This window comes from Arthrobacter sp. Soil761 (assembly GCF_001428325.1).
GTDB lineage: Bacteria > Actinomycetota > Actinomycetes > Actinomycetales > Micrococcaceae > Arthrobacter.
On the sequence record NZ_LMSF01000031.1, the window covers coordinates 223391 to 248357 of the forward strand.

18 protein-coding genes and 2 pseudogenes are annotated in these 24967 nt (G+C 61.2%); 7 read left to right on the forward strand and 13 right to left on the reverse strand.

The window, feature by feature from the left end:
• Nucleotides 1-65: 65 nt before the first annotated feature.
• Entirely contained in the window at nucleotides 66-1100 is a 1035-nt protein-coding gene (locus ASG79_RS21320) for a DUF4192 domain-containing protein (RefSeq protein WP_056393911.1), read from the reverse strand.
• A 1080-nt stretch (nucleotides 1101-2180) separates the two neighbouring features.
• On the opposite strand from ASG79_RS21320, the gene ASG79_RS21325 reads away from it, so the two are divergent.
• The 4 genes and pseudogenes from ASG79_RS21325 to ASG79_RS21345 all read left to right on the forward strand — a co-directional run bounded on the left by ASG79_RS21325 (nucleotide 2181) and on the right by ASG79_RS21345 (nucleotide 8521).
• Nucleotides 2181-3941: an SIR2 family protein gene (locus ASG79_RS21325; protein WP_082581877.1), complete on the forward strand. Its 1761-nt coding sequence runs from the start codon at nucleotides 2181-2183 to the stop codon at nucleotides 3939-3941.
• Complete coding sequence (locus ASG79_RS21330; protein ID WP_056393915.1) at nucleotides 3941-4513, forward strand: hypothetical protein; 573 nt, start codon at nucleotides 3941-3943, stop codon at nucleotides 4511-4513. Before ASG79_RS21325 ends, ASG79_RS21330 begins: the two co-directional genes overlap by 1 nt.
• Nucleotides 4506-6923, forward strand: coding sequence for an AAA family ATPase (locus ASG79_RS21335; RefSeq protein ID WP_056393917.1), 2418 nt, complete (start codon nucleotides 4506-4508; stop codon nucleotides 6921-6923). Before ASG79_RS21330 ends, ASG79_RS21335 begins: the two co-directional genes overlap by 8 nt.
• A 487-nt stretch (nucleotides 6924-7410) precedes the next feature.
• A pseudogene (locus tag ASG79_RS21345) lies at nucleotides 7411-8521 on the forward strand (IS3 family transposase).
• Nucleotides 8522-9000: 479 nt separating this feature from the next.
• On the opposite strand, the gene ASG79_RS23650 reads toward ASG79_RS21345, so the two are convergent.
• The 12 genes and pseudogenes from ASG79_RS23650 to ASG79_RS21390 form a co-directional block, all read right to left on the reverse strand.
• A complete protein-coding gene (locus ASG79_RS23650) occupies nucleotides 9001-10023 on the reverse strand; it encodes a hypothetical protein (RefSeq protein WP_156400258.1) in 1023 nt (340 codons plus the stop codon).
• Nucleotides 10024-10138: 115 nt separating this feature from the next.
• On the reverse strand, nucleotides 10139-10780 hold the full coding sequence (locus ASG79_RS23285) for a DUF2690 domain-containing protein (protein WP_082581878.1): 642 nt from the start codon (nucleotides 10778-10780) through the stop codon (nucleotides 10139-10141).
• Nucleotides 10781-12360: 1580 nt separating this feature from the next.
• Complete coding sequence (locus ASG79_RS23290) at nucleotides 12361-12789, reverse strand: ankyrin repeat domain-containing protein (RefSeq protein ID WP_200953217.1); 429 nt, start codon at nucleotides 12787-12789, stop codon at nucleotides 12361-12363.
• A gap of 58 nt (nucleotides 12790-12847) precedes the next feature.
• Nucleotides 12848-13306, reverse strand: a complete 459-nt coding sequence (locus ASG79_RS21350) for a hypothetical protein (RefSeq protein ID WP_144599659.1) — start codon at nucleotides 13304-13306, stop codon at nucleotides 12848-12850.
• Between the two features lie 231 nt (nucleotides 13307-13537).
• Entirely contained in the window at nucleotides 13538-14383 is an 846-nt protein-coding gene (locus ASG79_RS21355) for a fumarylacetoacetate hydrolase family protein (RefSeq protein WP_056393925.1), read from the reverse strand.
• A gap of 2 nt (nucleotides 14384-14385) precedes the next feature.
• The gene (locus ASG79_RS21360) at nucleotides 14386-15171 is read right to left on the reverse strand and encodes a 2-keto-4-pentenoate hydratase (RefSeq protein ID WP_056393927.1); all 786 of its coding nucleotides are present in this window, start codon (nucleotides 15169-15171) and stop codon (nucleotides 14386-14388) included.
• Between the two features lie 90 nt (nucleotides 15172-15261).
• Nucleotides 15262-16842, reverse strand: a complete 1581-nt coding sequence (locus ASG79_RS21365) for an aldehyde dehydrogenase (NADP(+)) (protein WP_056393929.1) — start codon at nucleotides 16840-16842, stop codon at nucleotides 15262-15264.
• Nucleotides 16843-16885: 43 nt separating this feature from the next.
• Complete coding sequence (locus tag ASG79_RS21370) at nucleotides 16886-17302, reverse strand: ester cyclase (RefSeq protein ID WP_056393931.1); 417 nt, start codon at nucleotides 17300-17302, stop codon at nucleotides 16886-16888.
• Nucleotides 17299-17880, reverse strand: coding sequence for a flavin reductase family protein (locus tag ASG79_RS21375; protein ID WP_056393932.1), 582 nt, complete (start codon nucleotides 17878-17880; stop codon nucleotides 17299-17301). Before ASG79_RS21375 ends, ASG79_RS21370 begins: the two co-directional genes overlap by 4 nt.
• Before the next feature lie 45 nt (nucleotides 17881-17925).
• Entirely contained in the window at nucleotides 17926-18444 is a 519-nt protein-coding gene (locus tag ASG79_RS21380) for a flavin reductase family protein (RefSeq protein WP_056393934.1), read from the reverse strand.
• Nucleotides 18441-19754: pseudogene (locus ASG79_RS21385) on the reverse strand (flavin monoamine oxidase family protein); the annotation flags it as partial. The gene ASG79_RS21380 and the pseudogene ASG79_RS21385, both read right to left, overlap by 4 nt.
• A gap of 27 nt (nucleotides 19755-19781) precedes the next feature.
• A complete protein-coding gene (locus tag ASG79_RS21390; protein WP_056393938.1) occupies nucleotides 19782-21179 on the reverse strand; it encodes an LLM class flavin-dependent oxidoreductase in 1398 nt (465 codons plus the stop codon).
• 345 nt (nucleotides 21180-21524) lie between these two features.
• On the opposite strand from ASG79_RS21390, the gene ASG79_RS21395 reads away from it, so the two are divergent.
• The 3 genes from ASG79_RS21395 (at nucleotide 21525) to ASG79_RS21405 (ending at nucleotide 24753) form a co-directional block, all read left to right on the forward strand.
• Nucleotides 21525-22889: an MFS transporter gene (locus tag ASG79_RS21395; RefSeq protein ID WP_235509896.1), complete on the forward strand. Its 1365-nt coding sequence runs from the start codon at nucleotides 21525-21527 to the stop codon at nucleotides 22887-22889.
• A 58-nt stretch (nucleotides 22890-22947) separates the two neighbouring features.
• The gene (locus ASG79_RS21400) at nucleotides 22948-23805 is read left to right on the forward strand and encodes an HpcH/HpaI aldolase family protein (protein ID WP_056393941.1); all 858 of its coding nucleotides are present in this window, start codon (nucleotides 22948-22950) and stop codon (nucleotides 23803-23805) included.
• Nucleotides 23806-23934: 129 nt separating this feature from the next.
• Complete coding sequence (locus tag ASG79_RS21405; RefSeq protein WP_056394025.1) at nucleotides 23935-24753, forward strand: IclR family transcriptional regulator; 819 nt, start codon at nucleotides 23935-23937, stop codon at nucleotides 24751-24753.
• Nucleotides 24754-24967 lie beyond the last annotated feature (214 nt).

Below are 24967 nucleotides of genomic sequence, written 5' to 3' on the forward strand. Positions count from 1 at the left end.
CCCAGGAAGTCTCCATAAGTCATCGAATCTAGCAAAGCACGATCCCCACAGCTGCACCAGCGTCGTCACGTCAAGTCGTGGGGCAGTGTTTTGTAGGCGGTGTTTTTGTTCATGTTCCATCCGGCGACGATGCCGGAGCCGATCATTTGGTCGCTGAGGCGGGCGAGGCGGTAGGCGGGGTCGGTGTCGATGGCGAGTTGGAGGAATTGGTGGGCTTTGCTGCCCCTGCCTTCCCACCAGTTGATGTAGCCGATGGCTGTTAGGACGGGTGCTGCGTGTTGGGGGCTTGTACGGGTGTAGGCGTGAAGGAGCAGTTGTTGTGCCCATTCGATGCGGGACCAGTGTGGGGCGGTTTGGGTTTGGGCGAACAGGATCTGCTGCATTGGTTCGTCGAGGCCTGGGATGTCGGCGATGAGCCGGTCGCGGATTGCTGGGAATTGGAGGTTGGCGATGAGTGCGTGGCAGTTGTCGTCGGTCGGGAAAGTTGTGGAGTCGAGCATGGTGGCCCAGAGTTTCCGGCCTTCCTGAAGAGCGGTGTCAGCGGGTTGGGAAGCGATCGTTTCCATGTGGTGTTCGACGGCAGCTGCTTTGGCTGCTTCCTGGCTCGTGGTTGGGACGGTGATCCGGTCCGTGGGTTCGATGAAGCTGCCGCGATAGATGAATTCGGCGTTGATCGCACTGGTCTGGGTAGAGCTGACGGGCAGGGCGAGGCTGGTGCCTGGTTCGTCGTCGTACGGGGAGAAGGTTTCGCCTCCGACGAAGAGTCCGTCGCGGATGGTGATGCCGTGTTCGGCGAGGACGCCGGTGAGCGCGGCGATGGTGGCTGCATGCGGTTTGGCCTGCCCGGGTTGGCTGGGTTCGCTGGAGTAGACGGCGAAGAGAATGGACGTGGCAGCGGTGTCGCTGGTGAGGTAGTGGGCGACCGTGCGTGCGTAGGGGAGCTCCTGGCCGGTTTGACGGGGGAGGTCGATGCGCAGGGTCGCTCCGATGCTGTTGTCGTTCATGGTGATGCAGACCAGGCTCTCCTGGGGCCAGAAGCCCAGGGTGTGCCCGATGAAGCTGAGGACATCTGATGGTGTTTTGATCGTAAGCTTTTCCATGATCCCTGTTTCCCTTCACCCTTTGTGTTGCCGTGTTTTCTGCGGTTAATGGTTGTGCGCGTCGTTCTGGTAGGGGACCAACCGCTGGGATGAGGGGCCGGAGTGCAACTTGGGGGACCGGCGCCGGGACGAAAACTTCAGCTGGAGCCAATGCTCCGGTCTTCCAATGAAGAAGTTTTCGGTTGAGGGGTCGGCGCGGTAGCGCCCTGGTTGCGCGGAGGGCCCGCCCAGCGATCATGGGATATATCAGAATGACAAGCAGCGATTGTGCTTCTGCCTGTCCATCGACGCCAAAGCGTCAGGCGGCATGACCTACCGGGAGGGCGAGTCGAATCTGTAAGCACAAAGAAAACCGCATCCCTTCCTTGCGGGATGCGGTCGTAGGTCGAAGGCTTCGACGGCCGGAAATCGGACTGTGGACCTTGTCCACAGTCTTGGTCTCGGATCGGGTAATAGTGTCCTCGGACTGCTTCGAATTCCGCATGTTTCCGCGGGCTCCCAGTCTTTGCAAGGTCCGAAAGACAGTTCGAGTCCCACCTCGGGCACAGTGTTTCCGCAGGTCAAGAGCTTCTTGGCGTGAGTAATGTTGACAAATTTTGACTTTTTGGGTTTTGGGGACTAAAGGCCCCCACTCCTCGTCGCTTGTTTCATGTAGCATTTGTCTTACTCGATGGGCCCTTCATTCTTCGACATGGTGGCCTACGTCCTTGCCGGCGACCACGGGGTACAGTGGTTCACACCGGGCGAGCTTTCAGACTCCGCGACTCGACATTTCTGCGGAATGGGACCACAACAGCCGCGGAGACCTGCGCCATGTGCGGCCGCGGGCCTGACCTCTCAGAATGAAGACTGGTACCGACCTGGTCAATGGAGCTACGTTTCACCCTGAAGCAATGCTGGCAGCCGTTCTAGCTGGATCCAACGTCGAGTCATGGTCAGTGTCCAACGGGCGCGCCACTGTGACACGCGCCAGGTAGACCGCGCTAAGTGGCATGCTAGGCATGGCAAGATGGGTGAGAACGCGCACTGACGTGTCGCCCAACCGCGAGGCGCGGAGACGTTTCGCACCTGGGGGCTGGTATGAGCATTGAACCTGCAAGAACAGTTCCGGCTGTATTGGAGAAGTTTGACTCAACGTTTTCAGAGTTCTCCGCTGGCTTCAATGAGGGACAGTACGTCTTTTGGCTGGGCTCGGGGATCTCGCGCGAGCGGGTGCCGAATGTTAACGATCTCCTCGAGCGTGTAATAGAGCATCTCCGGTCGCACATCGATCCAGGTGACCCTGAATGTGAGTACCGGATAGCGCTCGATGAAGTCCTTCGGCTCACGCCATTGACCCGAGAAGAGCTCGAATCTATCGATTTCTCTATCGGGGTCAGCAACTGGGATCTGCGGAAGCAAATCCTCGCCGCACTCGTGACGAAATACTCAAGTGTGCTTGATGTACCCGTTGGGGACGATAGTCCGGAAGACTATCTCGTCTGGACCGGGCTCGATGTTCCAGACACGTACGGGGCACCGGATCTTGAACCAGATGTAGAGCACTACTGCATCGCTATCCTCCTGCTGGAAGGGTTGGTGCCAACAGCGGTCACGGCCAACTGGGATGGCCTTCTCGAGAAGGCATTGAATGAACTGACCCCGGCATTTGCGTCGCTCGTCCGCGTGGTGGTGAAACCTGACGACTTCCGCGACCATGGCCCGCGTATCGACATCATCAAGTTCCACGGGTGCGCGGTGCGCGCCCGAGACTTCCAGGGGGAGTATCGAGAACGTCTCATTGCTCGTGACTCGCAAATCTCGACATGGACCACGAAGCAAGAGAACCGGTCAATGCGGAAGCATCTTGAAACGCTGTACACGGACAGACTGACCCTGATGCTGGGCCTGTCGGCGCAGGACGCGAACATCCACACGATGTTTGCGAATTCCATTCAGGACCTTTCCCGCCCGTTTCCCGCGGCTCCTCCTTCCGTTGTGCTCAGTGAAGAGCGACTCGAGTCGTACCACCGGCTCTTGCTCAAAATTACGTTTGGTGAGAATCATCAGGGCAACTCGAAGGCGATCGCGGACTCTGCTCTGTTGGGGGCGTACGCCAAGCCGACACTGTTGGCTTTGGTTCTGACGTCTCTCACGGAGAAGCTGAGCTACCTGCTCGAACATAGCCTTGAGGGCGTCTGGGAGCCGGCCTCCGCGCAGCCGTTGCAGACCCATCTCTTCGAGCTGCGCGACCTTGCCGCCAGCCTTGCTCAGCCCGACAACTTTGAAACACTCCAGTTTTCGGAGATCTTGGAGTTTCAGCGCGAGTTCACAGCCCGTTTAATTGAGGTCGTGAATCTGGCTCTGACAATCTTCCGCGCGGGCCGGACCCCGGATAAGACTACTAAACGCTACGAACCGCTGTCGGAGCGTCCCATCGCCCATGCGGTGCTCAACCCGGATTACCCATCGAAACAGTTCGGTCGGCTCGCCATCGCGTTGGCCCTCATTGGTAGAGGACTCAGCGTCGGACAGTGGTCGGTTGAGCCAGGCCACGGTAAAGCACCTGACGGTGGCGTGATCCGTCTTTTAGCCGGTCCCAAAGATGCGCGTATCTTCTTCGTGAAGGACGCCACTGCCTTGACGGGGCTCGAGTTGGATGGTGCACTCGACGAAGGCGACGCGAGTGCTCTGGTCGTCGTTGCGGACGAGGAGCCTCGAACGCAGACCAGGTCCCCAAGGTCCCGTTATGGACGCGATGGCAAGTCCGGCGCTGGACGGTTCAACGTCGCATCCAGCATGTGCGAGACGTCCTCAGTTGACGAGTTGTATGAGGCATTCAAGCTGGCAGGAGGATTCTAATGACGAGTGTCTTCAACGTCCTCGCTGTACTCGAACGCGCTGGCTTCGAACGGCTGCCGAAGCCCTTGACGATCGTTGGTACAGAGTTTGACTTCGAAGCGGCCGCGCGAGGAACCAAGAGTTCGCATGACTTGGTACTGATTGCCACTGACCAAGTTCCTCCTCGCCGCTTGCAGCGCCTTGTCGCAGGTCTAGCTCGTTCCCTCGACTTGGCCGAGTCTCGTCGCCCGGTCAGCCTCGTGATTCTCGGCGGACTTGCTGCCAGAGATCGATTGGAGCTCGAACGCTACGCACGGATCCTTCCCATATCGTCAGCAACACCAGATGTATCCGAAATCGAAGAAGCAGTCGCTGTCTTGCTGCCCCTCAGCCTCCCCAACGCCGATCTCATGCATGGAAGCGACCCGCTCAATGATGTGATGGGTGCCCTTGGACCTTCTAAGGCATCATCGGAGCACATTGCACTCATCCAAGCCGCCCAAGACGGACCAGAAGCAGTCCGGGAAGCTCTGCGGCGGTACGCGAACGCCGGGGCAGGCTGGACAGACAAGAAGGGAGGCGAAGATGCGTGACCTTCCGGTTCGTCGACTGACGGTTTCGGACTTTCGCCGTATCGAGGGCACGCGCGAGTTCCCGCTGGATGCCCCCATCGTTCTCATTCATGGGCCCAACGGGACAGGAAAGACCAGCGTGTTGTCCGCGCTCGAGCTTGCGTTGACCGGTTCCATCCGGAGCATGGAACGGAGCTCACCGCGCTACCGAGCTCATCTACCATTCTTCGGTCAGCCATACGCGACCGTTCGTGTCGATGTCGCCGAGAGTCTGCAAGCAGGTAATCCCGGGCAGCCGCTGACGGTGGGCGGTGCGCGTACGGAAGGGACCCCGGCGTTCAGCACGTCGGCGGCTCAGTTTTACGCCGAACGCTGCTATCTGGACCAGGCGTCCCTGAGTCGTCTGCTCGATCTGTATCAGGACCGCGAAGGAAGCAATCAGTCGGCGCTGGAGAAGTTCGTCAATGAACTCCTCGGTTTGGAGAAGCTAGATGCCCTCCGCGACGGACTCCGTGAGGCCCTCGACCTGAGGGTTCTTAAGAAGCTCGCAATTGGCGTAGACGACGCCGACCGTGAAGCAAAAGCTGCAGCAGCGGAACTCAAGAAACAAACCGCCCTGTTGGCCGAGTGTCGGTCGGAGGTTGCCAGCGCGCGAACCGCGCTGCGCGAGACGATCGCAGGCCTAAACCATGGTGGGGGTGGGGCCCAACGGGAGACCGATCAGGCCCTCCTCGGGTACGCGGATGCACTCCGCCACGACACCTCCACCCGTACAGAGTTGGAGGATGCGACAAGACGCCAGCAAGAGCTCATCGCCTTAGGCGGTCGCATCTCCGCGCTCATTGAGCGCCCCACCCCGCAGCGCCTCGAGGAGACACGCACCGCATTAGCAGCCACGGCGACCCGAAGGAAGGAATGGGAAGCCACGAGCGGGGTAGAGATTCAGGCATGGGAAGCAGCCGCGGAGGCCGCCGGCGCCAACCTCCAGACCGATCTGCGAAGCGCGATCGAACATGCCAAGAATGTTGCTGCTCAGAAACTGCGCAGCGATTTGGATTTTCACAGGCAGACCGAGTCCGTCCGCACGGATTTGGTCAGCGGCCAGGCCGAGCTTGATGCAGTTCAAACGAGGCTTACCGAGGCTCACGAGCATTCAAGTGCACTCATGGAGAGCCTTACCGCAGCCCGCGCTGTGGCCGTAGAAAGCAACAGATGCCCAGTCTGTGATCGAGACTTCGCTGAAACCGCCGCGCACAATTTGTTGGCCCACATCGATGGAAAACTTGCCGACCTAGCGACGCATGGCCAGCAACTCGTGGTCCTTCGCCAGGATCGCGATAACCTGGTCGCACGAATTGCACGTGCTGAAGTCGAACTCACCCAGCTTTCGGGCACCCTACTCACTCCAGACCAGCGGCAGTCCATCGAGGGCCGTCTCACGACGCTTACCGAACTCGCTGTCCAGGTCGGTGATATCGAATTGGCGAAGTCCTATGGCAAAGACCTAGAGCGGGCCGAGCGCGATCTTCAACAGACACTGGATGACCTTGAGGTTGCAACCTTGGAAGAGGTACACATCAGCCGAGAGATCGCAAAGTATGCGGACGTGCTGCGGGCAGCCGTGCCAACGACCCCGGATTTCCCGGCTGTGTTGAACGAACTGCGTGACCATGCAGAGGCTCACGTTGACCGCCTCAAAGGCAAGGCCGAGCAGAGCAAGAAGGCCGTTGAGCAAGCTGCTCTCCTGGTGAAAGCCCTCGAGCGTGACTCTCTGATCGGTCGTCAAGTGGTTGACGTGGTGGAACAGAAGAAGCAATGGGAAGACCGGTTCGGGGAAGCCAAACGCCGTCAAGGAGTGGCGAAAGAGGTCCACGAAGCCGCATCACAAGCGCGAACCGCCATCGTTCACCGCGTCTTCACTGAGTCCCTCAATGACGTATGGAAGTCTGTGTTCACCAGACTCGCCCCCGACGAGAGCTTCATTCCAAGATTCGGCATCCCAACCGCGGCCAAGAAGACCTTCGACATCAAGCTGGAAACCATTCACCGCGACGGGGAAACCAGCGGGCCACCGCAAATGATGTTGTCCGCAGGCAACCTCAACACCGCAGCGCTGTCGCTGTTTCTCGCGCTCCACCTCGCAGTTGAGCCTCTCGTCCCTTGCCTGGTGTTCGACGACCCTGTGCAAGCGATGGACGAGGTGCATGTCGCGCAGTTCGCTGCCCTCGTCCGTCTCTTGTCGAAACAAAACGAACGACAGGTCATCATCGCAGTGCATGAGCGAGAGTTGTTTGACTATCTTGCGCTCGAGCTGAGTCCCGCTTATGAGGGGGACGAGCTTATCACCATCGAACTTGGTGAACGCGCCGAGGATGAAGACGGGGGCATCACCCGGCATCTCTGGGCGCCGGACATCGCCGTCGTCAACTAAACTCTTTTTGGTCACGGCTCTGCCGACGCTTGTGCCCCCCGGGTGCAATTCGAAGTCTGTCCCCGCTTCGGGGGGAGTTCCTGCCTTGCAGACGGATGTTCAGCTCGGTGGTTCGTCGGCAAGACGGAATCGCGAGCAGCCGTTTGGTGTATCACAAGCAATTTTTCAGTGCACAGTACAGAGGTGATGCAAAAGACTGCCAAGAGGCTGACGGACCAGCTGCTTATGCCTGGCGCGCCAAGGCGTTGCCACAAAATCCAAGCACAGGTCCGTCATAGCGGGATCGGGCGGCCACACATCGATCGACTGTGCTGGTGCCGAGTGCACGTACAACTACAACAACCGGTACTTCAACCACACCTCTGTCGCGTGCTAGTCGCTAGGCTGAAATAGATTTTCGGTGCCCCGGACGTTGTCGCCCGGGACTGCCCCCGGTTTTGTTGACTCCTTGAGCTAGCGAGCTTGTGCTCGTGGAAGGATGTTGGCCATGCCCACGGCTTATGGGGCGGAGTTCCGCCAGGACGTTATTGATGTGGCCCGGAAGGGCGAGGCGCCTTTGGCGCAGATTGCGAAGGATTTCGGGCTTTCAGTCACGACGTTGAAGCGCTGGATTGCCATCGTCGAACGTAAAGGATCCGGGGCCGGGCCGGCGGCCGCGGAGTCGGCCGAGATGCGGGAGTTGAAGAAGCGGAACCGACTGTTGGAGCAGGAGAATGAGGTTCTGCGCGGGGCGGCTGCCTGTCTGGCCAGTGACATCAACCCAAAACAATCTACCCGCTGGTCACGGATCTTGCCGCCAATGGTGTTCCCGTGGCGGTGACCTGCAGGGTGTTGAAGTTCAGCAAGCAAGGCTATTACTGGATCGATGCGCATCTGGTCAACGCAGCCTTGGACATCCATGCCGACGACCGGCGTTTGGGTATCGGTTCATCGCCGACGAGCTCTCGGAGAAGGGCATCAGGGCGGGCGAGAACAGGGCCCAACGCCTGTGCAGGGACCACGGAATCTGGTCGGTGTTCTCGAAGAAGCGTGGCCTGAACCGCGGACCCGGGCCGCCGGTCCACGACGACCTGGTCGAGCGGGACTTCACCGCCACGGCCCCGAACGAGATGTGGCTGACGGACATCACCGAGCACCCCACCGAAGAAGGAAAGCTCTACCTCTGCGCGGTGAAGGACGTCTACTCCGGAAGGATCGTCGGCTGCTCGATGGACGCCCGGATGAAGTCCTCGCTTGCCGTCGCCGCACTGGACAATGCGGTGCGGGCACGCCGCCCGGCAGGGACAGTGGTGCACTCGGATCGAGGGTCCCAGTTCCGGTCCCGCCGTTTCGCCGAATCACTCCGGCACCACGGCCTGACCGGATCGATGGGCAGGGTCGGTGCGTGTGCAGACAACGCTGCGATGGAATCGTTCTTCTCGCTCCTGCAGAAGAACGTCCTGGACCGTCAGCGGTGGCTCACCAGGCAGGACCTCCGCCTGGCCATCACAACCTGGATCGAGAGAACCTACCACCTCCGGCGACGGCAAAGACGGCTAGGCAAACTCACGCCCATCGAATATGAAATAATCAACCGGACCGCGCTCACAGCGGCCTGAGACCCCGAGCCAACCAAAGCCGGGGCAGTCCCGACCATGTACAGACGGGTTCGGACAGACTGTGCAGTCGACTTCGAAACGGACACCGAGAGCCCCTGCCGAGTCGCTCCGACGTTCCGGCCATCAAAAGTGGTCCAAGGGCATCGGCTCCTCGTTTTGGGAACAGCAGCCGGCGATGATCAAGAATTTCCAACGAGAGAAGGGAGTCTTAGACGACCGTTATGAGACGGGCTCTTGGACGCGGTGGGGAGAGGTTAGTAGGACTTGCAGTTCTCCTGCTGCATTTCGGCAGATGCGGTGAAGCTCATTGGCGACCGTTTCTGAGGGCGGCCCTGTACAGCAGAAGGAAGGGTGCCGTTCGTACTTTGCTTCTCCACTGCCCAACAAGCTGCTAGAAAGTAAACCAACAACGGCCTTTTCGCATTAGCTCGTTTGGCGTTCAGCACCCTGACCGGCGTCCAGGACGGCACTCCTGAGATCTATTCCCGTTCCGCAGCGTATGCCACCGAGTTCATTTTCGTATCAAACTGGAACCATGATTCACGTTGATCAGCGGCCCGTGTACCCAACCGCACCACCGGTCCCATCAAGGATGCTGCGCCAACGGCGGGCAACATGCCTGGGATCATGGACACAACCGCAAGCCCATAAGCTCCATACTCAACTAATTTTCCTACGCTCCTGATGTGTTTGTTGCGCGATGCCGCAAGCTGTAAGCGTTCTCGCAGTTCCTCGCCCGTTTCTGGTGCGCTAGGACCACTTAAGAGCGCCTGAAAGGACTCGGCACTAGACCGCACATCCTTGTCGTCTTTCACTGCCCCGACAAGTTCAAGAGTGGGCGCATTGAAGCGGATGGAGCGAAGTTCTACATAATTGTTCAACGCCGCGCCGTAGTGTTTCCCTTGCTTCACTGGATCGTTCCGTAAACCGGCCAGTGGGGACGGATCGCGGTAGAGAATGCCTTGGTTAATAACTCCAACAGATATTAATGCATTCAATACGCCCCTGCGCCTCGAGCCACAGATTAGGGGACGCGCATACTCGCCGACGAGGAGCGCATCGGCGACCGCGCCAGCAAGCTCCAGTGCGTGTTCAGGGGCAGGGATGTCCTTTAATGCGGTTGCGACGTCGGGAAGCGTGGCGAGACTGTGGATGTCGTCAGCATCACCGAGAAGTCGGTACGCGTCGTGCAGAGCGTTTGCCCCAATGGTCACGCCCAAATCGGAGCTGAATGAGCGGCGTGCAAGGCTACTCATTTTGTGGTGCTCTCGCATGGCGTCAGGTGCCGCGAAGTCACCAGCGCCGAGATACACCCCGTCGAACATTACGAGACTTGCGATAGCCACGTCAGTGATACCACCAGCCCCCGTGAACGCATGATGATAGTAACCCTGCGTCTCTTCGAATATCCCAGGAGAAACTGAGTGCCCTTTTATTGCAAGACATTGAGCAAACCAACGATAGAGGGCCCCGGAGAAGGGGGCTGAGAAAATTACGTCCACGCTGCCAATCATGGCTTACTGCCAGGAGAATGCTGCGCATTTACAAGCGCGGTGAGCAAAGATACTGCAAGCTTGACGTCAGAACTCAGGGTAGTGATCCACTCAGACGTCGGCTCTAAGGCTTGCATACTTCCTGTCGGGGAATCTCCCATATGACACCGTCGGTTGTGAGGTCGGTGAGTTTTAGACTGACCCATACGCAACCCGGTGCATAGACCTGATCCGTATATGACTGGCCATTCGGGCCAATAGTTTCCTTGCCTTCTATGGTTACCAGCGGATCGATCGTCAGATCATCTGGAGTTGTATACCGTGCGCCCCCCACCCAGTTTTCTTTCATTCGTTCAATGGTCTTCTCTACCCGTGTTCCGTCTAGCGAGTTGGCTACATATACCCAAGCGGCTTGACATGATTCGGAGCCATTCACTCGCATAAGAGCGGCAGGATTTATCGCAGCACCTGGCTGTGAGTAGCGAAAGGTCTTCCACTCTTCGTTGTCTTCCACACATTTGGTTGTCACGGGACTCTTTCCGTCGTACTTTGCAACCATTTGTGGAGGCAAGCTTTCCCACCATGCCGACAACAGGTTCGACACCGGGGTGAAGAGAAGGGCCGCAATGGCGACGGCGGGTCCAGCAACAGCGGCAATGACTACCCATACATTAGAGCGGCCACTTTGCTTTTCATTCGCGGTCCTGCCTTCCCCGGATGGAGAGCTTTTCATTTGCGGACGACTGCGTGGCCTTTTGCGCGACATGCACTAAGAGTTGTTCAGGCACGCACCTCCGGGCAAGCGCCTGGAGCGCTTTGTCGCAGGACCGTGATCTGCAATCCACAGCCACGACCTTTTTGGGGCACGGATTTAACTCGGACGCTAGCCGGGAGTACCACCGGCCGCGTCAACTAATACCCCGTTCAGGCGACCAAATTAGCGATCTTCCGCGTCTTGGCCCGAGTAACCCATCTCGTCGCCATCGCGAAGAATCGCTCTGCTGATTGCGTTACGGTCGGCGTGGTTGGAAGACGCTTGTGAGCCGGAGCACGTAAAATACGCTCGCGCGGTCGTGCGCCGCAGTAGTCAGACCCCACCTTCCGAGTCAGCTCCCAAACGTGGGCTCCGGGCGCCGGGCAGTCTTTATCGAGTTAATCGTCAGCAGCCTCCGACCAAATATGAGAGCGCGCGCGATCGGCAGTTGCTCTCGGACAGTGGCAAGGTAACGTCTCTAAGGTCGTGCGAGCGCTTGGCCCCAGCACAGGACAACACTCTGGAGAGGTTTGAATCGTGGGTAGGCGTTGGCGGAGCGGCGTTGAGCGGACCCCCAGCTGCCAGAGGCTCTTTCAGGATCGACGTCTTCTGAAGCCATGAGGCCGGTGTGGGCTCGAGCGGGTTCGGTATTTGTGGAATTAGGGGGTGTTGACAATGTCAACGCTTCTCGCTTCTTACCGGAGAGGAAATCGGCCGAACTGCCTCGGACACCGCACGTTTAGGCGGACTCCCAGTGTTTTCAAGAGCTGGAATGTATTTCGAGTCCCACCTCGGGCACGGCTTATCCCCTCGTCAGAGGGGTTTTTGCTTTGACGTGTTGACATGGCTTGTGGTGGCGTCCCTCTGGCGCTAGGTGCGCGGGTTGTTGCCTGGCTGCCGCGGGGCCTGTTCAGGTGTGTGGGTGGCGGGTTCAAGTCCCTGGCTGGTGGGCCTTCCGCCTGCTGTGGGCTGGTTTTATGCGGTTCCTCGTTTCGGGTTTGTCGGGTTGGTCGGGGGTGGCCAACACCTATTCATGGGCCGGGCGAGCGTGTACGACATGACTTGGCTGATTTTGGTGCGAACTGCGTGGGAAGAGCTCCTTGCTTTGCGGCACGGGAGTCGTGGTGCGCTGTTTGTCCGGCCAAAGGGGGTGTGGACAGTGTCCACACTTATGTCTGCTTTATAGGGGTGCGGGGGCGACGGCGACGGATGAGTGCTGCGGCAGAATCCGAATTGCCGGCAAGACAGTACAGTCTTGATGGCATAGGGGAGTGGCCTAATCTATGCGCAAAATGACAGACGACGAAGCTGGACTGGGTAGTTGAAAGCGCAGGGAGTGGTTTGAGCGCCGACACACCTGACTGCGTGGGCCTACGGCAGCAGCTGCAGCGCGGATGCCCCTGTAACCGGGTTACGTCGTCCTGCCGTTTGGCAACGGCACCATCATCGAAACCGGTACAGACTCCTACCGACTCGCACACACAATCGCCCAACAAAACGCTTAGGCCCCAAGGCGGCGAGGCCGTCCAGTCTAGTCCCAGCCGGCAGCTCGCCGAACAGCCAGGGCCGGCGCACGGGGTTACTCGGCGGCATTAGGGGAGATATTGAAAGTACTCTGCCACGTCATAGTTGCCGATCAATCGGGCCAGTCCTAAAGGGGTCTGACCCGACATGTTTGCCAGTAGCGGATCGGCACCAAGCGAACGTAGCAGATTGATCATCGCCGGTCGGCCGCGGGAGTTAAAGACGGCGACGAACAGTGGTGTATTACCGTATGAGTTTATTGCGTCGATCGCAGCACCGGCCTTGATCAGCGCGGCAGCGGCGTTCAGGGCATACTCCTGAGACGCAAGGTGAAGTGGGGTAAACCCCTGCCTATCCGCGGAGTCGGGCGACTCACCGGCAGCAATCAGTCGAGTCACCTCTGCTGCAGCATCGGTAAGTGCTGCGTAGTGCAGCGGCGAACGACCGGCGGGATCCAGGAATACCTCAACTTCTGGACGGTAGGGGCAAACTGCCACGATAGACGATCCTCCACTAGGCGGGTGATCCTTCCTTGCGATGAGCGCCCTCGACGGACTACCAATCAATCAACACTTCGTGCGCCGCCTCCACAATCTTGTTGCAAATGTCCTCCCGGCTTTGCGGCATGTCGTCCCAGTCGTCCCTGAGGACAACCAAATAGTTCAACTCCGTGGGCTGACCTAGTTCGTGCCAAGCATGGCCCAGAATGAGATTTGTCCCAAGGTATGGGTCGAGGACGCCGTCAACGATTTGTTGGAGCCAGTGCCGAACCAATGCGCGCCGAGCGTCGCCGTCGTCCTCATAGGGCCTGCCCAACTCCTCCCGGACCTGGACCCATAAATCAGCTGCCCCCCGTGGATCATTCCGTAGATGTCCGGCCAGTTCGCGAAGCGAGGGAGAGTCATAGCCCTCAACAAGCAAATCAGCTGCTACATCCGGATAGTTCTCGCTGGGTACCAACCCCACTTGGTCGCGCAAGAACATCAGGCGCACATTTCCGGTTTCCTGTTCCATGGGAAAACCCTAGTCCCGGTGTCGACCATCCCTCACCTCCACAGGGGACGTGCCACCGGGTGATCCTTTACCAGGAACTCCTATTTGATCCGCGATTTACAGTTGTCCGCCCCGAACGGTCCCTATTCGCCCGTCCGAGCCTCGTCATTGCTCCAGACGGTGGTCCTCAATCAAGCCGTCATGATGGCCGTGAATCACGTTGACATATTCACGCTTACTGTTTTTGCCCCGTTATTGCATCAGGTGGCGCATTTTGCCCACACCCTGCACCCAGCTGAGCAGCTCGTCCCCCGGTTTGAGGAAGCGCTGTGGGGTACGACCAACGCCCACGCCGGCTGGCGTGCCGGTGAAAATTACATCACCGGGCAGCAAGGGCGTTACCTGTGAAAGGCGGGCGATGATCTCGGGCACCGGGAACACCATGTCCGATGTGCTCCCCTTTTGGATTTCTTCGCCGTTGATGGAACAACCCAGTTCAATCCGGTCCGGGTCCTCAAACTCGTCGGGGGTCACCAGCAGCGGCCCAATGGGTCCAAACCCGGGAAACGACTTCGCCAGGCTGTACTGGGGCGCGGGCCCGGATGACTGCAGAGTCCGCTCTGAGAGGTCCTGGCCCACGGAGACGCCTGCCACGTACTTCCACGCCTCTTCGGCAGGAATGCCCGTCCCGCCGCGGCCCATCACCACGACGAGTTCCACTTCCCAGTCAACGGTGCCGGGCGGCAGGGAGATGGTTCCGTGTGGACCGGTCAGGGCGGTGACGAACTTGGTGAACACCGTGAGGTCATCGGGTACGGCCAGCGAAGCTTCCGCGGCGTGGGCTGCGTAGTTCAGCCCGATCGCGAAGACCTGCCGGGGCTGCGGCGCGGGGTTTCCGAAGGAGGACGGCGGAACCTCGGCCAGCGGTGTCCCGCGCCATTGCTCCAGCGTGTAGGCGACACTGCGGAGTTCTGACCAGCGTTCGTAGCAGTCCTGGATCCGTGGACTGAAATGTCCGCCCGTTTCCATCGCCACATCGATGACGTGGTCATCGGGCGTCACCAGGTGGAGGCGTCCGGAAATGTTGGCCAGGCGCATGATCAGGCCGAAACGTCGAATTCCACGGTGCCCCAGCCGTCGAAGGTCCCGGACCAGCGGCCGGCTTCGTTCATCGGAACGGCCTGGAGGCAGCTGCCGGGAAGGATGACCTGGCCTGCTTCGAACTCCACGTCGTAGTCGGCGAGGCGGTTGACCAGCCAGGCGACGGCGGCAAGGGGGTTGCCGAGGATGTTTCCGGTGGTGCCGGAAATGATTTCGCGGTGGTTGAAGGTCAGGACACCGCGGGTGTCGCGCAGGTTCAGGTCGGTGACCTTCCGGGGGGTGCCGCCGAGGATGACGGCGCCGGTGGAGCCGTTGTCGGCGAGGGTGTCCGGCAGGCCGATGGCCCAATTCTGCACACGCGAGTCGATGATTTCGATGGCGGGCAGCGCGTAATCGATGGCGTTGATGACGTCCGCGATGGTGGTGTTCCGGCCGCCCAGGCGGGAGCGGAGCACGAACGCCGGTTCGAGTTCCACATAGGGTGCAATGAAGTTGTCGCGTTTGAAGGTTGTGCCCTCGAAGGCGAAGAGGCTGGCGAGCAGGTGGCCGTAGTCCGGCTGGTCCAGGCCGAAGGCGTCCTGCATGACCTTTGCGATGTTGCCGAGCTTGTAGCCGACTAGCCGGTCGCCGCCGTCCAATGCGTGTTCGACGTTGATCTTCTGGACCTGGAATGCGGCGTCCGCGTCCAGGCCGGGCCAGGTCTCGGTCGGAGCCGGTACGGGCTGTCCCTGAAGCCGTGCGGTGCGGAGCGTATCGGCGACATCGTCGAGTGTGATGGTGGACATGGTTCCTCAGTTCTGTGTGTTGGGGTTCCGGCCCCGGGCGACTCGTTGCGGGAGGCGTGCCCGGGGCCGGAAGATGGGGCGCGGCGGGGCCTAGCGCTGTTCGGGTTGCCCGTCGATGAGGCGGTTGACGTGCCAGGGGTTCGCGTCCTGGAGCGGTGCGGGGCGCAGTTGCTCCGGAAAGTTCTGGTAGGCCACGGGGCGGAGGAACCGTTCGATTGCCAGGGTGCCAACGGACGTCGTTTTGGAGTCGGATGTGGCGGGGTAGGGGCCGCCGTGGACCATGGCGTGGCCGACTTCGACGCCTGTGGGCCAGCCGTTGATGATGATCCGGCCCACTTTTCGCTCAAGGGCGGGTATGAGCGGCGCGGCAGCGGCGTAGTCGTCCTCGGTGATGTGCAGCGACGCGGTGAGCTGGCCGTCGAGCTTGTTGGTTGCTTCGACCAGGTCATCGATGCCCTTATAGCGGACCACCAGGGACGCAGCCCCGAATATTTCCTCGTGCAGTACCGGGTTTGTGGTGAAGACGCTAAGTTCGGCGCTGAACACGGCCGGTGCCGGTGCGTTCTCGCCGGGGCCTTTCTGGCCCCGGCCGAGAAGCTCGACGTCGGTCTCGGCGTCGAGTGCATCGTGGCCGTGCTGCCACGCGGAGGCGATGCCGCCACTGAGCATGGTCTGCCCGGAGAGTGCAGCGATTTCCTTTGTGACGGCGGCAGCGAACCGGTCGCCGGCGTCGCCCGCGGGGACGAAGGCCAGGCCGGGGGAGGTGCACAGCTGCCCCGAGCTGCCGGTCACGGAGGTGACGTACTGCTTCGCCAGGGTCTCTGCATCGCCATCCAGGGCGCCCGGGAACACATAGACCGGGTTGATTGAGGACATTTCGGCATAGACGGGAATGGGCTCAGACCGTGCAGCCGCGGTGCGCATGAGGGCCGTGCCGCCTTCGCGGGAGCCGGTGAAGCCAACTGCTTTGATGTTCGGGTCTGCCACCAGGGCCTGGCCGATGCTCGCCCCGGAGCCGTAGACCAGGGAGAACACGCCTGGGTGCAGGCCCAGGTCCGTGACGGCCTTGACGATGGCCTGGCCGACGAGTTCGGCGGTGCCGGGGTGGGCGTTGTGGGCCTTGACGATCACGGGGCAGCCTGCGGCGAACGCGGAGGCGGTGTCACCGCCGGCAACGGAGAACGCCAGGGGGAAGTTGCTGGCTCCGAACACGGCAACCGGCCCAAGGGGGATCTGGCGCTGCCGGATGTCGGCCCTGGGCAGGGGTGCCCGGTCGGGGATGGCCGGGTCGATGCGCACGCCGCGGAAGTCACCCTGGCGCACCACGTCGGCGAACAGTCGCAGCTGGCCAACAGTACGCGCCCGTTCGCCGCATAAACGGTCCAGGCCAAGGCCGGTTTCGGTGGAGGCCCGTTCGATGAGTTCGTCACCGATGGCTTCGATGTTGTCGGCGATGGTGTCCAGGAAGCGTGCGTGTTGTCCGGGGTCTAGTGCGCTGAAGGAATCGAAGGCGTCAGCGGCGGCTTCGGTTGCAGCCCGCAGCTGGTCTTCGCTGATCAGCGTGTACGTGGGTTCCAGTGCTTCGTTGGTGGCCGGGTTGATCCCGTTCGTGGTTCCGGTGGTTCCGGCGGTGGTTTCTCCGGCAATCAGGGAGTGTCCGTGAAGTGTCATGGGGTGCCTTCCGAGGCAGTAGAAAGTGGGTCGGGGTTTCTGGCTAGGCGTTGCCTGGCCCTAGGTGCCAGATTCCGAGTGCTGAGAGCAGTTCGCGGGGGTCCCAAATGACCCATTCCTCGGCGAGCTTGTCATTTTCGAAGCGCAGGAACGATGCGCCGGTCACGTTGACGCTGCGGCCGGTGGCGGGGACGTCCATGAACTCGCCTTGGTGGGTGCCTGTCGTTTTCCAATGGACTGCCACCTTGGTGCCGTCCTCCACGATGTCCAGGATTTCGGTGCTGGAATCGGGGAACGCGGTGTGCATGGCTTCGATGGTCTTCCTAAGGCTCGCGTAGTCTTCGCTTCCCGATTTGGACCGCCGGACATAGTCCGGTGCCAGCAGGTTTTCGAATGCTGCGAGATCACCGTCGCCCCAGGCGCCGTTCCAGGCTTTGAGGATGGCTTCGCTGCGGGTCATGATGCGCTCCTTGCTGGTACTGATTGCGGTGCGGCCGGTGCTGCGCTTTCGGGCGCCGGGATTTCGATGGGGAGGTACTGTCCGAACTTGCCACCACGGAACAGAAGTGCGTCACCGTTTCCTTCAGTCATGTTGGTGACCGCCCCGACGACCATGTAGTGGTCTCCCACGACGACTTCTGCGGTGACCATGCAGTCGATGTAGGCGGTGGCGCCGTCGAGGTGGGGGGTTCCGAGGGGGCCGGGGGTGCAGGGGAGGCCCTCGAACTTCTGCGGTCCTTTCTTCGACAGTGACCGGCAGATGCTGATCTGGTCGTCGGAGAGGATGTTGGCGGTGAACTTTTGCAGTTTGCGCAGTTTCGGCCAGCTTGAGGAGGACTTGTCCACGCAGAACATGACCAGGGCCGGTTCGAGTGAGAGGGATTGGAAAGTGCCCACGACGAGGCCGAGCTTTTCGTCGTCGTCATTGATGCCGGTAATGGCTGTGACGCCGGTGGGCAGTTTGCCCAGGATCTGGCGGTAGAGGGCCGGGGTGATGTCGCTGTCGGGAGTTTTTTCAGCGGCTGGGGTGATATCCATGTCAGGGTTTCCTTGAAGAAGGTAGATGCGGCCAGGCAGTGCGGATTAGGAGGCGGCTTCGCGGAAGCTTCCGAAGCGGCCGCCGTGGAAGATGAGCGGGGCGGAGGCCTGCTCAGCGGGTGTCATGTCCAGCACGCTGGCGATGACGACGAGGTGGTCACCGGCGGTGAACTGCTGTTCAATCCGGCAGTCGAACCAGGCAAGGGAGCCGTGGAGGTGCGGGGTGCCCCAGTCCGACTCGGACCACGCAACGGAGCTGAGCTTGTCCTCGCCTTTGGCGGACAGTGCCCGGCAGACCTGTTGCTGGTCCTCGGCGAGCAGGCTGACGCTGAAGATCCCGGCCTGGGAGATCTTTGGCCAGCTGGTGGAGGAGTGCATCACGCTGAAGGTCACCAGCGCCGGCTCCATCGACAGGGACGCGAAGGTTCCCACGATCATGCCGTTCTGGGTGCCGGTCACCGGATCTGTGGAGCAGATGGCTGCGACGCCGGTGGGCAGGTGCCGCATGACGGCCCGGTAGCGGTCGGAGTCGATGGTCCCGGGGGCAATGGCGGTGGCGGTCATGGTTGATCCTCCTTCAGTTCTGCGTGGACAGTGCGGCCCGCGCGCAGTCCGCTTTCGATGGCGCCGTCGAAGAATCCGGCCCAGATGTTGGCGATGTCGCCGCTGGCGAAGTGCAGGGCGCCTTCGCTGGCCTGCTGTGCGGCGTGGTACTTGGTGAGCTGGCCGGGACGCTGGACCAGCCACGTCTCTTCGGCGTAGGGGTCTTCGCCCCACTTGTGACCCGTGACCTCGAGGACTTCCAGGTCGTCCCGCCATACCTTGATCGCTTGCTGGACCTGGTCGATGTCGGTGACATCAATGCGGTTGGCGTCGGCACCGAAGCCCACCAGCACGGCGTCGTCCTTGCCGACGAATTCGGTCCGGATCACGGAGAGCGGTTTGTCCTGGGCGGAGTAGGCGAAGAAGGGCTTGATGGGACCCTTGACCCGGATCCACGCTTTGACGCCCTGGGATGCGGTTTTTTCCCGGCTGGGTGCGAGCTTGCCTTCGGACAGGGCGGGCTGGACATCGAGCTTGTGCAGCACGTTCTGCGGCAGGGTGATGACCACCTTCTTGGCCTCGATCTCCTGCCCGTCGGCGTAGAAGACCGTGGCTCCGTCACTGGTATGGCGCACTGCGTTGACGGGGGCACTCAGGCGGATCTCCGCATCCGTGTCGCCGGCAATCGCGTTCACCAGGGTGTCGTTGCCGTCCTTGAGCCGGTAGATCGCCGAGGCCTCGTGCATCAGGTGCCAGTGCCCGGAAGACCCGGCATTCCAGCGCAGCGCGTTGACGTAGGCGCACTGGTTCAGAGGTGCGTTGAAGTGGCCTACCCAGGCGGCTTCGTTGGCGTTGCGCTCGTCCTCGGAGAGGTCCAGTTTGTCCAGCATTTCCTGCAGGTTGTACTGGTCAACTTCTGTCAGGCCAGGGTTGGTAAGCGGTGCATCGGGACGGGGCAGCCACTTCACGGTGTCTTCGAGCAACCGCGTCATGCCCGGGTCGATCAGCTTCATGAAGTCGTCCAAGTTGCCGCGGCGCACCTCGTCGCCGGCGAGCCAGTAGGTTTCTTCCGAGCGCGGGCCGCGTGAGACCTCGAGCCCGTAGCGGGTGACCTCTGCCCAGACATGGGGCTGGGTCCAGTGCAGCCAGTTTCCGCCGAGTTCCAGTTTCTGGCCCAGGCGGTCTTCAGTCCACAAGCGGCCGCCCAGGCGGTCCCGGGCTTCCAGTACAACCACCTTGTGACCGCGGTTGCTAAGCTCACGGGCGGTGATGAGGCCGGCGAGACCGGCCCCGATGACGACGACGTCAGTTTGTTCAGTCATGGAAAGGTCCTTCGTTGTTAATTCCGTGGTGCGGGATTAGCGTGCGGCGTCACTGAGGTGCTTGGCGCGCTGGGCCGTGGCTGGGTGGCCGTCCAGCGTGTATTTCTGGCCGAAGAGTTTCTCGCGGAGGGTGACGGGTTCCTGGTCCTCGGCGCGGGCCGGGGCGATGATGCCTTGGGCGCGCAGTTCCGGCAGGGCGAGTTCGATGAATTCCTCCCAGCCGCCGGGCTTGGTGATGTAGCTGAGGTTGAGGCCGTCGATGTCTGCCTCGTCGCGCCAGCGGCGCAGTTCCGCGGCGACGGTTTCCGGGGAGCCGATGATCGTGGATCCGGTGCCGCCAACGGCGAGGAACTCGGCGATCTGGCGGGGGGTCCAGTCGCGGTCGGGGTCGGCCTTGGAGAACATGTCCACCATGGACTGCCCTGCCTTGGTACCGACAGAGCGCAGGGGAGTGTCCAGTTCGTATTCGGCCATGTCGATGCCGGTCCAGCCGCTGAAGCGGGCCAGGACGGCGTCGATGGGTGCGTTCTCCACGGCCGCATTGTATTTGGCCTGGGCTTCCTCGTCCGTGGGCGCCACCACCACGGTGAGCAGGATGACGATCTTGACGTCGCGTGGGTCGCGGCCGGCGTCGGAGACGGCCTGGCGGAGCTTGGCAACGCTGCGCTTGGCACCCTCCACGGATGTGCTCTGGATGAAGACGGCCTCGGCGTGCTTCCCGCCGAACTCCATGCCCCTGGCGGAGGAACCGGCCTGGAACAGTACCGGGGTGCGTTGTGGGGAAGGCTCGCACAGGTGGAAACCGGGCACCGTGAAGTGCTCGCCTGCGTGTTCGATGGGGTGCACCTTTGCCGGGTCGATGTATGTCGCGGATTCGGCGTCGCGGACCACGGCGTCCTCTTCGAAGGAGCTTTCCCAGAGCTTATACACCACGTCCATGTACTCGTCGGCCATGTCGTAACGCTCGGCGGGGGTGAGCTGCTGCTGCTTGCCGAGGTTGCGGGCGGCGGCCTCGGAGTAGGAGGTGACGATGTTCCAGCCGACCCGGCCTGAGGTGAGGTGGTCCAGTGAGCTGAACTTGCGGGCCAGCAGGTAAGGCGGCTCATACGTTGCCGAGACGGTGACCCCGAAGGTCAGGTGCCTGGTGACGGCGGCCATGCCGCTGATGAGCACGGTGGGGTCGTTGATGGGAAACTGTGCGGCGTCGCGGAGGGCGGCGTCGCCGTTTCCGCGGTAAACGTCGTGGTAGCCGACGTTGTCGGCGAAAAAGATCCCGTCGAAGCCGGCCTTTTCCAGCATCTGCGCGATGCCCGTCCAGTACTGCAGGTCGGTGTAGCGGTAGCCCTGGTCCGCATCGTTCCGCCACGACCCGGAAGTCAGGTGAGACGGGGCGAAGACGTCAAAAGCGAAAAGGCTGAGAGGTTCGTTTTTCATGGCAGCGGTGCTTCCTTGGACTCGTGCCGGACAAAGCCGTTACTGGAATGGTGAGCGTTCAATTTGTGAACATTGCGTTCAATCTAGAATGTAAGCCAACTCACTGTCAAGAGGTGACCGTGATAGCGGAGGTGTCGCCGCCGGCGCGACCGCGTCCGGCGGGAGCGCAGGGACTTGTTGCGGTGTAACTCTTGACAGCCAGTGTGGCCCATGCCATATTTTTGATCACGACGTTCGAGAAATGAACGGCCCCCGGTCAATGTTTCGGCCGAAATCTCCTCTTCGCGCTGATTCCACCGGCGCCTGCATCCCTCCCCAGCAGCACGATCTACAAGGAAGTCCATCGTGAATTCATCTGTAACACCTTCCCGCCGGCTGCCCGTGCAGTCCCTGGCGCCCCAGGACCCGCAAAAAAAGAAGTTCCTGATCAAGCTCAGCGGCGTGATCGCCGGCGGTATGTTTATTGACGGCTTCATCCTGGGCGGCATCGGTCTGGTCATGCCCGCTTTGACGGCTGACCTGAGCCTGTCCGCTACCATGCAGGGGCTTATTGGGGCCTCTGCCCTGATTGGCATCTTCTTTGGCGGCCCCATCGGCGGTTACCTCGCGGACAAGGTCGGCCGCAAGCCGATGTTCATTGTCGACCTCGCGATCTTCCTGGTCGGTTCCGCCGCCCAGTTCTTTGTTGCGGACGCCTGGCAGCTCTTTGTCATCCGCCTGCTCATGGGCATGGCAATCGGGGCGGACTATGCCATCGGCTGGCCGCTTCTTGTCGAATTCTCACCAGCCAGGTTGCGCGGCAAACTCATGGCATTCCAGGAGGTTGCCTGGTACGTGGGGTACCTGCTGTCCTACGCTGTGGGCTACTACATGTCCACATCAATCCACGCCGACTGGCGCATCATCCTGGGCATGAGCACCGTGCCGTCGCTCATTGTGTTCCTGCTCCGGTTGGGATCACCTGAATCCCCGCGCTGGCTCCTCAGCAAGGGGCGTCGTGAGGAAGCGTTTGCCATCGCCCACCAGTTCATGGAGGACGCGGACGTCAAGGATCTGGAGCACGAGAAGTCCGAGAAGCCGAATTTCGGCAAGCTCTTCTCCCCGCAGTACCGAAACTCCACGATCTTCGTCTGCATGTACTGGGTCTGTAATGTCACCCCTTACTTCGCCATCGCCACCTTCGCGCCCATCGTTTTGGAAAGCCTGGGGGTCGAAGACGGCCTGGCAGGAGCGCTGGTGCTCAACGGCGTCGTGGTGGCCGGTTCCCTGGCCGCGATGTTCCTGATTGAAAAAGTGGGACGCCGCAAACTGTCCATCCCGCCGATGTGGATTGCCGCCGCCGCCCTGGTTGTCATCGGCCTGTTCTCCCACATGTCGCCGATGATCATCCTGATCAGCTTCATCATCTTCTCGTTTTTCAACGCCGTCTCAACGGCCCTGACCGGCGTCTATCCCGGCGAGGTCTTTCCGACCGAAATCCGCGGCGCCGGCGTCGGCTTCGCCACCGCCTTCTCACGGATCGGCGCAGCGGCGGGAACGTTCATCCTTCCCCTGTCCGTCGATGGCCTGGGCGTCGGAACCACGATGCTGATCGCCGCAGGCATCTGCGTGCTGGGTGCAGTGATCTCGCAGTACCTTGCACCGGAAACCAAGGGCCTGAGCCTGAGCGACACCTCCGCGCCGCTGGGCAAGCCTGCCCTGCAGCACTAACCATTCAACAACCACCATGGACGCCTGGCCGGGACCTCCCCGGCCAGGCGTCCAAGTAATGCCACCCAACATCATTGAAATCTGCCGAAGGGACACCATGAAGATCTACGGTGAAAGCGCCAACTCCACCAGCCTGCCCACGCCCCGCCTGAACCTCGACGACGGCGGCACCCACCCGGGCGCCTGGGTCAGCTTTCGGGACCCGGCAGCGGTCGACATCCTGGCCGCCGAAGGATTCGATTGGATCTGTATCGATGGCCAGCACGGCGGTGCTGAAATCTCCGAACTGCAGCCCCTGATCGAAGCTGCCCATCTGTTTGGCGTGCCGTCGATCGTCCGCGCACCCGGGCACGAGGCCGGCACTGTTGGCAGGGTGCTCGATGCCGGCGCAGGCGGCATCATCTTTCCCACCGTGGAAGATGCAACCACGGCAGCGGCCCTGATAGCGGCCACCCGCTTCGCTCCACGTGGAAAGCGCAGCTACGGCCCCACCCGTCGCAGTCCCCGCTACCCCAAACCGGTCCCGGGAAACCAGCAGGACGATGCACTGTGCATCCTCATGATCGAAACGGCCGCCGGTCTGGCAAACCTTGACGCCATCCTGTCCACCGGACCCGACGCCGTCTTTGTTGGCCCCTACGATCTCTCCCTCAGCCTGGGGATCACGCTCGAGGAACTCACCGGCGAAGGCGCCGACGGCATCCTCGCCGATGTTGCCCGCCGCTGCATTGATGCGGGCGTAGTCCCCGGCATCTACACCGGGGAGCCGGTTTTGTCCGAAAAGATGATCACACTTGGCTTCCGCTTCATGCCCACGGCGTCGGACAACGGTTTGCTGGCCGTGGCCGCACGTGAGGCCGTTGCAGCATCAGCCCGGTTGGCGGCACGGGCCTCCGAATCAGCTGTAGCGGGGTGACGTCGCCTGATTCCTGAACGCCCCGTTCGCTCTATGGAGGCATAGGATGGTGGAGACAGCCAGTCGGGGCATCATTGCCTTGAGCAGACATGAACGGAACCGGGGTTTAATGTGGCAACGGAAACAGGCGTGGACGTACAAGCGGTAACAGCCGGTGACGATGTCGCGGCCGGCGAGGCAGTAGACCTCACCAACAAGTCCGTTATCAAGGCCACCGTCCTGCTCAGTGAGCTCGGCCGGCATAGGGCAGGCATCACTGTCACCGAACTCGCCCAGGCTGTCGGAATGACGCGCCCCACCGCATTCCGCCTGTTGCTGAGCCTGGAGCAAACGGGGTTTGTTGACCGGGTCGACAACCGCTACACACTGGGCTGGGAGATGGCACGGCTGGGCCGGCTGGCCGACCCCTATACTGGCGCCGTGGCCAGGGTGCAGCCCATCCTGGAGGAGTACGCGGCAAAGCTAAAGGAGACCCTGAGCTTTGCCATGGTGCGTGAAGCACTGGCCTATGACGTTATCGCTGAAGCCTCCGGTTCCCGGTACCTGAACGTCACCATGTATGTCGGTGAAACCTACCCGGTGCACGCCAGTGCAACGGGCAAGCTCCTGCTTGCAGAGATGACCGACGAGGAAGTTATCAAGGCGCTGCCCAAGAAACTGGAAGCCTATACGCCGAGCACCATCACCAAGCGGGACGCGATCATCAACGAACTGCATACGGTTCGCGAACACGGATACGCCCTGCTCAACAACGAACTCGAAGAAGGACTCTTCGTTGTGGCGGTGCCGGTCCGGGACGTGGCAGGCGCCCTGGTTGGCATCGTGTCGGTCAACGGACCAGAGCAACGGCTGAACTCGGAGAGCCTGCCGGACACGATCAATGACCTTCGAATGGCGGGCAAGGACATCGCGAAGGCGCTCCTGGGCTTCGAGCCGGGCGACTCCTGACTGAAGCTCCTTTTGGTGTCACTTGGCGATAAGCCAGGCTGGGTAGTGGGGGGCAATCTGCGGAACGTACCGGCGCTTACCTGCGATTGCTTTGGGGACAGGGAGCTTAGCGGTGTGGCCTATGGCGGGCGAGCCAGACAACCATCGGGGCGGCTCTGTCTCGAACGGAAGTGTGGGCGGCTGTCCTTCAGTGGCGCCAAGCTGTTGCCCTCAG

Bases quoted from the DNA above. Each gene is read 5' to 3' on its own strand.
- ASG79_RS21330 (WP_056393915.1), top strand. From the start codon at position 3,941: ATGACGAGTGTCTTCAACGTCCTCGCTGTACTCGAACGCGCTGGCTTC.
- ASG79_RS21390 (WP_056393938.1), bottom strand. From the start codon at position 21,179: ATGAAAAACGAACCTCTCAGCCTTTTCGCTTTTGACGTCTTCGCCCCG.
- ASG79_RS21335 (WP_056393917.1), top strand. From the start codon at position 4,506: ATGCGTGACCTTCCGGTTCGTCGACTGACGGTTTCGGACTTTCGCCGT.
- ASG79_RS21380 (WP_056393934.1), bottom strand. From the start codon at position 18,444: ATGACCGCCACCGCCATTGCCCCCGGGACCATCGACTCCGACCGCTAC.
- ASG79_RS21375 (WP_056393932.1), bottom strand. From the start codon at position 17,880: ATGGATATCACCCCAGCCGCTGAAAAAACTCCCGACAGCGACATCACC.
- ASG79_RS23285 (WP_082581878.1), bottom strand. From the start codon at position 10,780: ATGTCGCGCAAAAGGCCACGCAGTCGTCCGCAAATGAAAAGCTCTCCA.
- ASG79_RS21325 (WP_082581877.1), top strand. From the start codon at position 2,181: ATGAGCATTGAACCTGCAAGAACAGTTCCGGCTGTATTGGAGAAGTTT.
- ASG79_RS21360 (WP_056393927.1), bottom strand. From the start codon at position 15,171: ATGTCCACCATCACACTCGACGATGTCGCCGATACGCTCCGCACCGCA.
- ASG79_RS21350 (WP_144599659.1), bottom strand. From the start codon at position 13,306: ATGGAACAGGAAACCGGAAATGTGCGCCTGATGTTCTTGCGCGACCAA.
- ASG79_RS21355 (WP_056393925.1), bottom strand. From the start codon at position 14,383: ATGCGCCTGGCCAACATTTCCGGACGCCTCCACCTGGTGACGCCCGAT.
- ASG79_RS21400 (WP_056393941.1), top strand. From the start codon at position 22,948: ATGCCACCCAACATCATTGAAATCTGCCGAAGGGACACCATGAAGATC.
- ASG79_RS21370 (WP_056393931.1), bottom strand. From the start codon at position 17,302: ATGACCCGCAGCGAAGCCATCCTCAAAGCCTGGAACGGCGCCTGGGGC.
- ASG79_RS21365 (WP_056393929.1), bottom strand. From the start codon at position 16,842: ATGACACTTCACGGACACTCCCTGATTGCCGGAGAAACCACCGCCGGA.
- ASG79_RS21320 (WP_056393911.1), bottom strand. From the start codon at position 1,100: ATGGAAAAGCTTACGATCAAAACACCATCAGATGTCCTCAGCTTCATC.